This is a genomic window from Streptomyces sp. NPDC055287 (assembly GCF_053646035.1).
Genome location: NZ_JBSHNE010000039.1, coordinates 29,573 through 43,333, shown reverse-complemented (window position 1 = coordinate 43,333; position 13,761 = coordinate 29,573). Strand labels below are relative to the sequence as shown.

9 protein-coding genes are annotated in these 13,761 nt (G+C 67.3%); 4 read left to right on the top strand and 5 right to left on the bottom strand.

What is annotated here, in order from left to right:
* The 5 genes from ACWIHY_RS33845 to ACWIHY_RS33825 form a co-directional block, all read right to left on the bottom strand.
* Window positions 1-853, bottom strand: an 853-nt coding sequence (locus tag ACWIHY_RS33845) for a WD40 repeat domain-containing protein (RefSeq protein ID WP_454380196.1), incomplete at its 3' end; no start/stop codon positions are given.
* A 166-nt stretch (window positions 854-1,019) separates the two neighbouring features.
* Window positions 1,020-2,699 carry an nSTAND1 domain-containing NTPase gene (locus ACWIHY_RS33840; RefSeq protein WP_454380191.1) on the bottom strand — a complete coding sequence of 560 codons (1,680 nt, stop codon included), beginning with the start codon at window positions 2,697-2,699 and terminating at the stop codon, window positions 1,020-1,022.
* Entirely contained in the window at window positions 2,696-3,571 is an 876-nt protein-coding gene (locus tag ACWIHY_RS33835; protein ID WP_454380189.1) for a hypothetical protein, read from the bottom strand. The genes ACWIHY_RS33840 and ACWIHY_RS33835 overlap by 4 nt, the downstream gene beginning before the upstream one ends.
* Window positions 3,572-4,557: 986 nt before the next feature.
* Window positions 4,558-5,061: a hypothetical protein gene (locus ACWIHY_RS33830; RefSeq protein ID WP_454380188.1), complete on the bottom strand. Its 504-nt coding sequence runs from the start codon at window positions 5,059-5,061 to the stop codon at window positions 4,558-4,560.
* 144 nt (window positions 5,062-5,205) lie between these two features.
* On the bottom strand, window positions 5,206-6,345 hold the full coding sequence (locus ACWIHY_RS33825) for an NUDIX hydrolase (protein ID WP_454380186.1): 1,140 nt from the start codon (window positions 6,343-6,345) through the stop codon (window positions 5,206-5,208).
* 574 nt (window positions 6,346-6,919) lie between these two features.
* Here ACWIHY_RS33825 and ACWIHY_RS33820 point away from each other — a divergent pair.
* The 4 genes from ACWIHY_RS33820 to ACWIHY_RS33805 all read left to right on the top strand — a co-directional run bounded on the left by ACWIHY_RS33820 (window position 6,920) and on the right by ACWIHY_RS33805 (window position 13,752).
* A complete protein-coding gene (locus ACWIHY_RS33820) occupies window positions 6,920-7,120 on the top strand; it encodes a hypothetical protein (RefSeq protein ID WP_454380184.1) in 201 nt (66 codons plus the stop codon).
* Window positions 7,121-8,745: 1,625 nt separating this feature from the next.
* Entirely contained in the window at window positions 8,746-11,535 is a 2,790-nt protein-coding gene (locus ACWIHY_RS33815; protein ID WP_454380182.1) for a hypothetical protein, read from the top strand.
* Window positions 11,536-11,612: 77 nt separating this feature from the next.
* Entirely contained in the window at window positions 11,613-12,371 is a 759-nt protein-coding gene (locus tag ACWIHY_RS33810; protein ID WP_454380180.1) for a hypothetical protein, read from the top strand.
* Between the two features lie 67 nt (window positions 12,372-12,438).
* Complete coding sequence (locus tag ACWIHY_RS33805) at window positions 12,439-13,752, top strand: hypothetical protein (protein ID WP_454380178.1); 1,314 nt, start codon at window positions 12,439-12,441, stop codon at window positions 13,750-13,752.
* Window positions 13,753-13,761 lie beyond the last annotated feature (9 nt).

Here is a 13,761-nt window from a genome sequence, read left to right as displayed (position 1 = left end):
CGTTGACCTTGGTGCACGCCACCGCGACCACCCGGCCGTCATGCCCTCTAAGGGGTTCACCCACTGCCCGGCCGACCTCCAACTCCCACAACCGCACCGTCCCATCCCAGCTGCCGGTAACGGCGATGGGGCGACCACTGAGGATGGTGCAGGTCACCGCGCTCACGCATGCGGTGTGGCCGACGAGGGTGTCCAGCAGCGCTGGTGAGGGGGCCTCGGTTCCGGTGGCCCAAATGGGTTTCCAGCTGTTCGCGGGCAGGCCGTGGACCAGTGACTGGTGAAGATGGGTTAGTCGGTAGCGGGTGGCGTCCCGGGCCAGGATGTGGCGTCTGGCATCCGGGGTGGCGTGGCGGTGCTGCTCGAGAGATGCGCGATAGACAGTGGCGGCCGCAACGGCATTGGCAGTGCGGACGGTGCGTAGGGTGAGGACGAGGGTCTCAGGGCGGGCGTGGATGAGGAAGTCGGGGTCGGTGACCAGGTCGTCCAGACGTTGTGCGGCGTTGGCATGGTCAGGGAGATGGCGTAACAGGTAGGGGTCGGCCTGGGTCCAGTCGCGGGCGCCGGCCGAGGTGCGGGGGATGGTGGTGAGCAGGGCGTCGTACAGCGCCTTCTCGTAGCTCTGGGGTGCTTCTTGGGCGAGGTCGTCGGCGAGCGCTTGGTGGTAGAGGCGGTAGACGGAGCGTCCGTCGTCATCGAGTGCTTCGACGACGTAGGGGCCGGCTTCACCACTGTGGAGGAGTTCGAGTAGTCGGTCGGCGGTGATGCGGCTGCCGTCGGTGGCGGTGGCCAGGACGGGCCAGATGTCGTGGAGGGGCAGCCCTTGGCCGCGGGCGTAGGCCAGGGGTCGGAGCATTGCGCGCACGTAGGCGGCTGCTTCGGGGCCGAGTGTTGTTTGAGGGCCCAGCGGAAGGTGGTGCCGACGCTGTGCTCCAGGCTCGGGGCCTGGGCGGCGGGGGCGGGCAGGGTGATAGGCCGGTTGTCGGCAGGGTGCTGGGTGCTTGTGGCGATGCCGCGGGCCATCAGACGGGCGTTGAGGTACACGGGTAGGCGTTCTGTGCGATGTCGCCGACGATGTGGCGGATGAAGGCGTCGGGCAGTGGGCTGCTGCTGCCCGGGCCGTGGGGTGCGTGGAGCAGCTGTTCGGCGTAGCTCGTCAGGTCGCCCACCAAGGTCCATTGCGGCTCGGCTAGGTCGAGTATCGCCAGGTGTTCCTCGTTTGCGGTGATGGCCTGGACGAGCTGGGGCCGGGTGCCGGCCAGTACGCGCAGGGTGGGCACCGCCGCAGTCAGGCGGGCCAGGAAGGCGGCAATGCGCGCCCCCTCGCCCGCTGTGGTGCCTGCCTCGTCGAGGGCGTCGATGACGGCCACGAACCGGCGGCGCCTTTGCCGCAGGCCTTCGATCAGGTCCTGTTCGGTGGCGGCGTCCAGTCCGGCGGCGTGAGCGAGCGCGGTGATCAGCTCGGTGAGTGTGTAGTGCCGGGCGTGGACAGCGGCGTCGATGATCTTTTCAGGCACGTCGGTGGAGACGAGGATGGTGTCCTGCGGGATAGCGTCGCGGGTGTCGGGGTGGGATCGGGCCACCAGCCTTCCGAGAACGGAGGACTTGCCCACTCCCGGTGGGCCGGTGACCACCATCAGCCGTACTGCTTGGTCGCTGTCACCGCGCAGCCAGCCGGCGAGTTTGGTGAGCACCGTGCTGCGGCCGGTGAAGAAGTGACCCACGTCGCGCACGCTTTGCAGCCCGGATCCGCGAGGCAGGAAGTGCTCGGTCAGCGCGGCTTCGCTCCGCAGTTCAACCGCCCTCATGGGCATGGGTAGGTGGAGGCCGTTGCCTTCGTGTGGTTCTGCGGAGGCGCGCTGCTCGAGAGCATGGATGTAGGTCTGCTGTTCGGCTAGGTCGAAGTCGCGTCCTTCATTGTGCAGGTGGGGAACGTAGTAGGGATTGGGGAAGAAGCCAGTGTCCTGATCGCCGTCGATCGTGTCGTCGCAGAGTTGGGACCAGTCGGCGTGCTGGTCGACCTCTAAGCGGCGGAACTCGGCGTTCAGCGCGCGCGCCAGCTCGGGCAAGGTCAGGTGGCTGGCACGGTTGCCCAGCCGGGTGCGGTCGCTCAGCACGTTCCCAAGCGCGGTGCTGAACGTCCCGTCCTGGGCCTGCTCCCCGGCCCGTGCGGCGGCAAGTACTCCAAAGGAGCGCAGGAACCGCAGATCGGCTCCCGGCGCAGCGGCGACGGCGAGCTTGACCGCGTGGGCGAGGGCTTCCGCCGCTCCCCGCCCGGCGTAGCAGGCGTCGATGATCAGCAGCAGGTGCTGGACGTCGCTCTTGGCTGGCAGGCTCACTAGTCGGGTGGCGGTCAGCGCGGTTTCCTCGAGCTCGGCCGGGCTGGTCCGCGAGTCGCGGCACAGCAGGTAGTGGGCATCGAAGCCATCGTTGCCGTGTCCGCTGTAGTAGACGATCAGGGTGTCGCCTTCGGTGTGGTCCTGCTGGAGCCAGTCCAGGAGGGGCCGGGTCACGTGGCCTGGCTCGTCCGGGTTCAGCAGCGGGAAGGGGGCAGCTGCCCGGTAGCCGCAGGCTCTGAGCGCTTCCATGACGGCGGGCAGATCGGCCTCCACGCCGGGGAGGTCGGGCAGGTCCTCTGCGGTGTACTGCGAGGCGCCGAATGCGGCCAGGAACCGGCGCCCCGTCCCGGCCGGCCCGGTCACGGGGTGGTCTTCAAGGCATCGGCGATCGCCCGTCCGACCTGTTGGGCCGTCAGGTGATGGAGGAGGTCGTGGACCTTCCATCCGTTGTCCACCGTGAGATCGTTCACCGCCCGTCCGGGGCTGTTGAACAAGGGTCCGAGCTGTTTCACTGAGGCCACGACGTCGTGTCGGTCGTTGATGTTCGACCAGGCCGCCACGCCCGGGGGCCAGATCCCCCGCCCGGCGGTCGGCGTCGGCAGCAGCCGATTGAAGATCAGCCTGGGCATGCCCAGCGGGGACCCCAGCGTCACCAGTGCCCGCACTGGCCAGTGCGGATGCGCACAGAGCGCTTCATATGCCACCACCGATCCCAGCGAGTGGCCTACCAGCACCCGCGTGTCCGCGCTGACGCGGTCCGCGACCGCCGTGACCGCTGCCGCCCGTACCTCCTCTTCGGTGAAGTACCGCCGTACCTGCCGGAGCGCCCCCAGCAGGAAGCGCTCGGCCGTGGCGGCGGACAAGCACCGTGACCGCAGCAGAGCGTTGATCATGTGCTGGACCGTCACCGGAGTGGGTGCCTTTCCCCCTGCCCGGGCCGCCTCAGCCACCCTGTCCGGCTCGGCTTCCGCAGCGGCCCGCCACCACTGCTCGACCAACTCCACCTCGAACGCATCGGCGATGTCTGCTGCGCTGCGAGGGGCCTCGGTGCCCTTGGTGCCAGCCTTCCGGAAGATGTGGCCATAGAACGCCACGCCGGCGTCCGGCTCGCCCAAGGCCAGTGATGGCTCGGTCAGTTCCACACCGTCCAGGAGCGCCGCCGCTACCGAGTGTTGCAAGGTACGGCGCCCCAGTAACTGCTGCCCCACTCCGTGCACCACGATCACACGCGCCATTACGCCCGCCCCCACGTTCCTGTTTGTCGTTGGCCTGCCGTCGAAGCGTAGGAAACAGGTGCCCTCCGCACCTGCGAAATGCTGCACTTGGTTCAGAAACAGGGCGATGTCCGGAGCGTAATATCGGCGTGATGCCTCTTCATAGCGGCGGAAGGTGCCGGGACTGGCCGTAGAGGAGGACGGGGTCTACACGGTGAGCGGGCGACAGAATGGGATCGTCGGCCATCACGCCCCCGTGTCCTCGCACGACGGCAGGTCGACCCATCCCTGCTCGACACCGGCCCGAACCCGGCTTCGGACGGCCTCCGGAGTACTCAGAACACACACAACCCCCCAGGTGGCACCCTTCTTGATCCGCTTCAACACGCGGAGTCAATAGGGAAGGTCTGCCAGGCGGGAAGAGTCCAGTTGAATTCTGGGGACAGTACTGGCGTGTTGCCTCAGCCTGATTCCTGGAGCCTAGCAGCGGTCGTCTGCCATACGGTTCGGTTTGCTCGGCGTCTGCGACCGCCGGGAGCTAGGCAGTCCTCGACTTGCCGAGCGGAACCGGCCGGTCTCATCCCAACAGGCGAGTTACCCACCTGGTCCAGTAGCCGCCCTGGTGTACCCGTTCTTCCGCTTCCGGCCCCTATGCGCAGGCAGGATGATGCGCCACGGCCGCATATGCGCAATATGGTCGCGCAGTGGCGCCCGGTGGCTTCCGGGCCCGAGCCCGATCCCTTCTCCTGGGAGAGCCCATGCCGGAAGGGTCTTGATTGACCGCGGCGAATGGCACGCCTTCAGCAGGTTAGGTTCGGTTGCGCGCCACGGCCCGGTCACGGGGTCCTGGCGCACTTCCGAGTTCTGCGCGTCCCGTTCGCCAATGGCTCCGGATGAAGCAGACCTAGGGTCCTTCTGATGGATCTCCGCGGCGTCGCGATGCCCGGCACGCCCTCTCGCCGCACCGAACGCCGCTCCTTCTCCTGCGGAGATCCACAAGAATGACCCTAATTGCGTGTCCGCTTCTCGATCTTCCGCTGTACGTGGACGATCGCGGTGCGCGCGGCTTCGAGCCTGATCCCCTGCACGCGGGCGAGCGAGAGGTGGTCGTCCAGCAGGCTCTCGTCCGCGGCGAGCTTGTCGGCGTGGTTCTGCGGCAGCACGTTCGCCCGGTAGCCCTCCAACTCCGCGACGATCACGCCGAACGGCAGGTCCGGGGAGCGCTGTTCGCCGATCCTGAGCCTGCTGACCACGTCGACCAGCTCGCGCAGTTCGGCCGTGACGCCCTCGACGGCCGTCGTAAGCGACAACCGGTTCATCACGAGGAGTGCATCGCTCGCCGTGTCGTAGTCGGGCTGGTGCCACTGGACGGTCTGGTCGCGGCGGCGGTGGTTGACGACGAGCCAGGTGCTGACGCCCAGGGCGACGAGGGTGATCACCGCCCCCCAGGTCCAGGAGGAGAAGAAATCGCCGGCGCCGGAAGAAGAGCTGGAAGAAGAAAGGGGCAGCATGGTGTTGTCCTTCCTGAGGATGGATGCTCACCAGATCGCCTCTTCCACAAGGTCTGGTGAGCGTCGGTGTTCTCCACACCGGTGGTTGCATGGTGTGTTCCGGCCGCGGCCTCGGGCTCTCGCACAGTCCGGGGCCGCGGTGTTCTAGGGGGTGCGTCGGCCGCGCATCATCGGCGGGTACAGCAGGTCCGCCGTGCCCCGGCGGAACAGGGCAGGCGGTTTCCCGGGCCCTGACCTGCGCACCTTGTCGGTCCTGACCACGAAACCCGCGGTCTCCTCCACGACCTTGCGGTGGAAGTTCCCCGGGTTGAGCTCGTAGCCCCACACGGCCTCGTAGACCTTGCGCAGGTCAGTGATGGTGAAGAGGTCGTCACAGAAGGCGGTCGCGACGGTGGTGTGTTCCAGCCGGGTCCGGGTGTGTTCGAGCCCGTGCCGGAGGATCTCGCCGTGGTCGAAGGCGAGGCTGCTGTTGGGGCCCCACAGCGATTCCTCGACCTCGACCCAGTCGGCCTCGCGGGCGTCGCTCGCGCCGGTCACCTCCGGCGGATCCGGCATGACCGCCAGAAAGGCGGTCGAGATGATGCGGCCCCGGGGGTCACGCTCCGGGCGCGAGTACGTGTGCAGTTGTTCCAGCCGGATCCCGGAGCCATTCAGCCCGGTCTCCTCCCGGAGTTCCCGCTTCGCCGTGTCCTCCAGGGACTCTCCCGGCCGAACGAACCCACCGGGCAGGGCTAGCATCCCGCGATACGGCTTCTTGCCGCGCCGCACGAGCAGGACCCGCAGTTGTTCCGAGCCAATCGTGAAGATCACGATGTCAGCCGTCGGCTGCGCCGCGACCCGTGGCCGCCTGACCGGAGCGGGTCCCGGATCGCTCCCGGCGATGATCTCCACCAAGCGGCGCGCATCGACGACTGTTCCCTCCGGGACGGCGATGGGCAGGTCCTTCGGCGGCTCCGCGTAGTAGACGGCCATGCCGCGTTCGTGGACGCACCCCAGTTCGTACGCGGTGGTGCGGCCGATGTATCCGCCGGGATTCACGACGTACACCAGTTCCGAGGTGAAGATCTTCTCCAGGGTCGCCACCTGGAGGTCGTGGTCCGAGGACTCCGGAGGGTCGGACTCGAAGCGCACGAAATCACGCCCGCGGTCAACGATCCGGCAGATCGGCGGGCTTTTCACGGTCAGTCCGGCGTCCGCGAAGGTCCGGGCGGCCGCCAGGACTTCGGGGTAGTGCTGCCGGAAGCTCCCGATGAGAGCGACGGAGCCCTTGGTGGAGATACGCATAACGGGACTGTGCCAGTCGAACGCCGCCGATCCGAACTCCCGATAGTGCCTTCCTGACAAGAATCCGGGTGTTGTCCGAGGTGAGAGCGGGTTTGCCGACAAAGTGTCAGAACGAAAAAAACCAGGGCCGGTTGCCGGCCCGGCCCGACGCGACACTAGGACAGGGGGTCCTCGGGGTCAGTTGACGACGCCACCCGCATGGCTCGTATCAGCGAGAGAGTTTGGCCATGGGTGAGACCGATGGGGACACACCCGGCTTCAGCTACTGCGCCGGTCGGCGACGGCGCATGACGCGGACGACACCATCGGTTCCAGCAGACTGCCTTCCCAATGCCCGACCCGGGATAGGGGGGTGGGCTGCGCAACCAGCCAGACCCAGCCCCGCACAGTGGGCAGAGGTGCCGTGCGGTGGGCCGGTCCAGCAATCAGCACACTGGCCCCGCAGAGGGTTATCGCCGCAACTACCATCTGGCAGGCCGGCAGCACTGAGACCGTGTTGTAGGCACGTCGTGGACGGGCGGCGGCGCGGAGCACAGACGGGACGCATGTGGACTGCGCGGTCTACCGCGACATCGTGGACGTGATCGACGACGCGCCCGAGCCGGTGCAGTCGAAGCAGGTCGTGCCGAGGATCGGCCTGCCCGCGCAGACCTCGAAGATCGAGGGGACGCGGTCGAAACTGAAGCGGCTGGTTGACCGGGGCTGGCTGGATGAACAGACACCCGGACTGTTCGCTGCGTCGGCCGGACGGACGGCGACCGGTTCGGCGCGGTAAGTCAACTCTCGGTGTACAAGGGGCTCTTCTTCCTGCCTTCGTAGGTGCCAACCACGAACGACCCGGAAGAAGCCCAGATGGAACGCTACGGCACCCACAATGTCCCTGACCCCTTTGCCTGCTCGATGGAAGCAGTGAGGTCGCTGGCAACACGGCTGTCAGCACCCGAGACCGCCGCCCTGGACCTAATGTCCCGGTACACCCTCGGTAGCGCATCCACCGTCAGCCCCGGCTGCCACCTGGGCACTGCCCACACACCCACCACCCGGCGTCTCCGCCCCCGCGAACGGCGACGCCGCAGCCTCGGCCGTGTCCGGACCTGACGCTCCGGCCGGCTCCGGCTCCCGAACGCCAACCTCGGCCCACCAGCTCGGCCACGGTCTCCCCGCGCGATCACCAGTCGTGTCAGCTTCTTACGCTCGGCCTCCAGCCGCACCGTCAACTCAGCGATCCCCGGTTGGAGTTCTTCGCCCCGAGCACGAGCCGCAGCCTCACGCAACTCCAGCTCCTCGAACAACGAGCCCATCGACGCCCCCTTTACCGCCACGGCAGAAGGACCCCTACCCTCCCACACCCCGATCAGCGTTCTGCCCGCTCAGCCCTTCCCCGCAGAGGAACTACACCCTGTAGAGATCGAGGGCGGTGACATGTGCGCTGGGCGGCCTCCAGTTGAGACTCCTGCCTGACCGGCGCACACTAAAAGCATCGGGTCCCTGGTGTGTCGAAGTGGCGTCGGGAACAACCGGTCACCCGCTGGAATCGGGAGCCCGTCCCTTGGCGACCGCGAGCGCCATGCGCCGGGCCGCTCAACCCGAAAGTGAGGTGTAGCTCTCCCTGCCCTCGACGGTCGATTCATCCACATACGCGATATGCACCGCGAAGAACTCGATGCCGTTGCCCAATGAGCGCTCCCAATGGCAGTGTGGAAATGAGCGCTTGGGGAATGCGCAGATTTTCCACGGCCGCGTCCACGCCAGTATATCGAAATGTCCAGGCCCAGGGAGTGGCAGAAGCCTTATGCCGTAGAGCCGATCGGGCAGTCGTCCGACCTACTTCTGTCGCGCCAGATCGGTCGTCAACCTGCTCGGACGTTCGGCATGTTCGACGGACCGCGGCTAATGATTGCAGTCCGCCAACAGGAACGGCCGGCGCGTCTGCACAGCATCACGTGTCTGCAACCATCGAACTCCTTGGCTGGAGAGGCGATGAACCAGTCTCGAAGTTATCACCCACGAGATGGGCCATGTGTTGGGCATCCGGCACCCTGTGGGACGACTTCTGGCTCGGCAAGAACTTCCCCGTCAGCAATCCGACCTTCGTTGGCCCTGCGGCCATGGGGTCGCGAGCCTGCAGGAGTTCGGCTACACCGTCGACCTGGACGCCGCGGAACCGTACGCCCTGCCGGACCTCCTGACAATCGCCCGCTCCGGCCCCGTCTTAGCTTCGGTGCCGCAGCGCGTCGTCCTGCCGACCATTCCGAACCGTATTTCTGCGGAGGCCTGTTGATGAACCCACCGTCATCCGCGCCGCCGGGGCCGACCGACTGCCGTGTCCGTGCGACGGCACCGTTCACCGAGGGATGGGCCGCCGGGGGGTACCGATCCGAGTGCTCAGAGGAGTTCGTCATGGGCCGGAACGAGGAACGCAGGCACAGGAACGACCCGGGCCCGCTGCCCGGCCAGCCCTTGAAGCTGGTTCCCGGGGTTGGTGAGCACAGGGGCGCCGACGGCGTCCTGCGCAGATACGTCGATCCGGGCGCGACACTCTTCCGTGCGCCGACCGCCCGCAGGGCCGTCAACACCTTCGTACGGGAACGGGCGAAGGAGCTTGGGACCGACGGTGCGGACCTCCGTGAGGTCGACGCCGACCAGGACACGGAGACGCTCAACGTCCACTACCAGCAATTCCACCAGGACGTGCCCATCCTGGGAGCCACGCTCCAGATGGTGGCCGACACCGGGCAGGCGGCCGTCGTGCAGGTCGAGAACGCGACGGAGCTCGACGTCGCCGACGCCCCCGACGTGAGCGAGGCCCAGGCCCTCGACGTCGTCGAGAGGAGCGCGCTGGCGCCTTTCAGCGAGGGGTACGAAGCCGCTGCCGTCGTCCGCGACAACCTGGTCTACCTGCGGGACACGTCGAGGCCCGCGCTGCCGGAGGCTGACCGCCCCACCGCCTCGGTTGCGCTCCTGAGGCAGGGGAAGCGGCGCCCGGACGGCAAGCTACACCTTGTCCACGACCTCATCGTCGAGACCACCGGGCCCTTCGAGCACTTCCGGGTCGTTGTCGACGCCGTCGGCGGGAAGCTGCTCTGGATCGAGGTCGCGGGAAAGTACGTGACGGCGACGCTCAACGTCTACGTGCCCGACCCCGTGACGGAGTCGGACGACGGCTCGCTGAGTTCCTTGTCGGGCGACGACAAGCTGGAGCCGTTCGTCCACGAGGTCCAGACGGAGATCGCTCCGGCCGACGGCTACGGAATGTTCCACCTCGAGGGAGAGTGGTGCCGCTGCAGCGACTGGGATGCCTCGGGATTCCCCCAGCCGGAATCGGACTCGGCCACCTTCGTGTTCGGCACCCACCCCAAACCCAAGGACAAGGCATTCCTCAGTGCGAACGCCTACTACTGGACCGACTCCTTCGCCCGCTATCTCCGCAGCCTGGGCAACGCGGCGCTCAACGCCCGTATGGTCCAGGTCGAGGTCGACCCGCAGGGAGCCGAGAGCACCGACAGGAGCGAGTGGATCGGCACGACGACACCCCCGCGGATGCGCTTCGACATGAGGCTCGTGCCCGGGGCCGCCGACCTCGGCATCATTGTGCACGAGTACACGCACGGGGTCGTGCAATGGCTCCGGCCCGGCGCGACGGGCCCCTTGGAGTTCGAGCACAGCATCTGCGACGCCATGGCCGGCATCTACCGGGACCGGTTCAACCCCGCAGGGTACCGCCGGACCGAGACGTTCCCCTTCGACAACAACCTGCAGGACGAGTGGAGCCAGGGCCGTCGGCTCGACCTGACGCAGCGCTTCGACGACGCGGATTTCGACGACTACACCGCCGACCTGCGTGCCTCCATGCTGGCTTCGGCGCTGTGGCAGTGCTACCTCGGCATGGGTGGGAGGTCGAAAGACGGTGTCGTGCGGCAGAAGGCCGCCGACAAGATGATCAAGACCCTGCTGGCGATGGTGCCGCGCCTGTGGGCGGACACCACACAGAGCAAGAAGAACGCCGTCCACCTGGCCGAGACCCTCATCGCCGCGGACGTCACGGTCAACGGCGGTCTGCACCGCAACTTGATGAACGACGCGTTCGTCCGCCAGGGACTCTTTGCGAAGCCCGACGTCGACGTCTTCATCGCGGACAGGCCGGGGGACACCGGCCTCGTGCCGAGCGGCAGCGACACGGACCCGTTCTGGACGTCGCCCGACATCTGGGTCCGCAACGAGATCGGCCCCGGGGACGACCCTGAGGCGGGGCACCAGGAACCCATCATGAATCGGCCGAACTACCTGTACGTGCGCGTGCACAACCGCGGGACCGACGAGGCCAGGGCCGACCAGTTCAACGTTGAGACGTACTGGTCCGCCCCAGGCACCGGCATGACGTGGCCCGACCATTTCACCAAGATCGATACGCAGGCGATCCAAACACCGATCCCGCCCGGTGGATCGGTGCGCGTCGGACCCTTCCTCTGGACACCGACCATCCTCGATCACGAATGCCTGATCGCCCTCGTGGACGGCGCGGGCGACCCCGCCGTCGTCGCCACCTCGCGGCGCAAGTCGGTGCCCCACGACCGGCTCGTACGCTTCGACAACAACGTGGGCCAGCGCAACGTGTGCCCCCGGCACTCCATCCTCGGCGGTCAGACGAAGATGACGGTCAAGCTCAATGGCGCGCCGACGGCGACGGACGGCTCGTGGGAGCTGGACGCCACGGCCATGCCGTCGGACACCCAGATCACCATCCGGACCCTAAGCCGCATCGTCAAGCCCTCCACCCTCAGCCATATCGAGGTGACGGAGACCGGAGACGTCCGTTCCACGATGCAGATGAAGGGTGGCGACACGGCGGTCGTCGACGGCTTCCGGCTCGACGCCAGAGACGAGGTGTCGGCCGACCTCACCATCGACTTCGCCCACGAGGCCGTGCACATGCAGCACTACAACCTCATCGCCACTCAGGTCCAGGACCACCTGGTGGCCGGACGCCTGACCATCGTGATCACCGCGGTCAAGGACCTGCACGATTGGTTCTTCGGCAATAGGAACACCCACGAGGTGCACATCGACACCTGTCCCTTCTGGGGACAAATCAGCGAGACAAGCAAGGAGCCGTTCCCGCGCATAGAGCTGGCTGTGGCGCACGGCTACAACGGCTGCACCTACTGCCTCCCCCAGTTCAATACCGGCTGATGCGGGCGGAGAACGAGGCCGTCCGGCCCGAAATGACCCGATCGCGGCATACATACACTGGAACAGGTGACAGCGAGATGTCAGCGACGTATCCTTTCGCGGACGGTCTGATGCTCCGGTACCTACGGCCGGAGAACGTGGAGGCGCTGCTACTTCCCACCACCGACCCGGAGCGCAAGCGCGTGCGGTCGCTGTTGGTCTCCGTCTACGATCCGTCATACCTCGGCATCAAGTCGGTGGAGTCCGTCCGCGTCGACTGCACGGAGTTCCAGAGCGCCGTCCACGCCACGATCGCCGTCCATGGATCATGGGACAAGTCGATTCCCACCACGGAACAGGCCCGTGCCACCGTCGAGATCCCCGCGACACCCCCGGTGCACTGGATCGACATGTCGCTGGAGACCGTGGTCACGGTGAGGACGGCTCCGGTCGGCAGACTCCTCGCCTCCGTGGACGCGGACGCCTGGGCGGCGGCCGACGGCGCCGGGGCACGGCAGGACGAGTTCGAGCGGCACTACCGACTCCAGTACGCCGATCCACCCCCCTTCGATCCGACAGCGCCGGCCCGCAGTCTCCCGTTGCGGGTGTCGACGCTCTTCTTCGACCGTCTCGACCTCGTCGACGCGCTGCGCCGGCTCAGCCAGGCCAAACGGGCGGTCGACGCGGTGAGCCCGCAGCCGGACGTCCACGACGGCGCCACCGTGCTCGCCTCCAGCGCGTGGCTGGCGGTCTTCCCCGCCACCGCGATTGATGAACCGTCACAGACGACCGAGCAATTGGTCGGCGATCTGCTGGCGACCCAGGGATTCGTCGCCGCCTTCGAGGCGGCGCCCTGAAGGCCCGGCGGGCACCAACCGCGCCCCCTCCCCGGAGACCGGGCGCGCACACGGTGAGGAGCATTCGATGCCGTTCAACTACGTCACTGTCACAGCGAGCAGTGATCTCTTCGCGCCCGCCACCAGAGCTTTCGGGGACATCCTCGTCATCGGCACGGGAGCCATCGAAAGTGCGGCGTCGGCCGCCCAGCCGTTCACCTACCCGGGCGACGCCGTGAATGCGTACCCGCAGGGGGCGACGAAGCTGACGGACAAAGTCGACCCCGATGCAACCACCGCCACCACCGCGGCGAAGTTTCCGGCCGGATCCGACGTCGCGATCGGGAAGGAGGGGGCGGTCGAGGTCCGCACGATCACGGCGGCCGACGCGGCGGGCAAGAATTTCACCCTGACTCTCGACAAGAAGCTGAAGACCGCCCACGCGGCGAACGACCCGGTGGTCGGTCATGGCCTCAGCGACCTCGCCGCCGCCATCTCGCTGGCCTTCCGACAGACCCCGCCCCCGACGCGGGTCTGGGGCCTTGAGGTGGCCTACAGCGCTCCTGTCTGGTCTGCCGCGCTCACTGCGGCGAAGGACGTCCCGGCGCAGATCGTGGTGCTCGCCAACACCCCGCTGAACGACCAGCCGAGCAGCAGCCACCCGGTCGAACTGCTGGCGAAGCACGTCATCGAGGTCTCCAACAGCGGCGGAGACGGCAACGAACGGATCGGGGTCGCCATGCTGGACCGGACCCTGACGCAGGACGAGCAGATCACCCTGAACAAGGGGGCGATCCAAGACAACCGGATGGTCCTGGTCGCCCACCAATCGGAGGACGACGTGGCCGCGGCGGTGGCCGGAGTGATCGCGGGCCACGAACCCCACATCTCCCTCCTGCTCAAGCCGGTCTCCATCAAGATGACCGACCTCTTCACGGCCGCCGAGATCGAGACCTACTACAAGAACGCGATCAACTGGGTTACGAGCCCGGTGCTGCTCCCCGGCCACGCCTTGTACCTGGGTGAGGGACTCACCGCCAGCCCGAGCGGCAACAAGACGTACATCGACATCGTGCGGACGCTCGACGACATCAGCTTCCGCGTCAAGGCCGCGCTGATCGAGGCCATCGGCGACCTCCGCATCGACCGCCCGGGCTTGCGCACGGTCGTGACGCTCGTCCAGAGCGTGCTCTCGCCGCTGGTGACCCGCGGCGTGATCGAGGACTACGCCATCCACATCCCGCTGCTGGTGCTCCTGGAACGCGAGCGCGCCACTCTGAACGCCGAGGAGCTCGGTCAGATCAGGAACGGGCGGAGCGGCCGGATCGTCGACATGGAGGTCTCGGTCGTCTACGCGGGCGTGATCCACCAGATCGCCGTCAAGCTGGTTCTCAAGGGTTAAGGAGCGATG

Coding starts and splice junctions, on each gene's coding strand:
- ACWIHY_RS33835 (WP_454380189.1), bottom strand. CDS start 3,571: ATGGCGCGTGTGATCGTGGTGCACGGAGTGGGGCAGCAGTTACTGGGG.
- ACWIHY_RS33830 (WP_454380188.1), bottom strand. CDS start 5,061: ATGCTGCCCCTTTCTTCTTCCAGCTCTTCTTCCGGCGCCGGCGATTTC.
- ACWIHY_RS33825 (WP_454380186.1), bottom strand. CDS start 6,345: ATGCGTATCTCCACCAAGGGCTCCGTCGCTCTCATCGGGAGCTTCCGG.
- ACWIHY_RS33815 (WP_454380182.1), top strand. CDS start 8,746: ATGGGCCGGAACGAGGAACGCAGGCACAGGAACGACCCGGGCCCGCTG.
- ACWIHY_RS33810 (WP_454380180.1), top strand. CDS start 11,613: ATGTCAGCGACGTATCCTTTCGCGGACGGTCTGATGCTCCGGTACCTA.
- ACWIHY_RS33805 (WP_454380178.1), top strand. CDS start 12,439: ATGCCGTTCAACTACGTCACTGTCACAGCGAGCAGTGATCTCTTCGCG.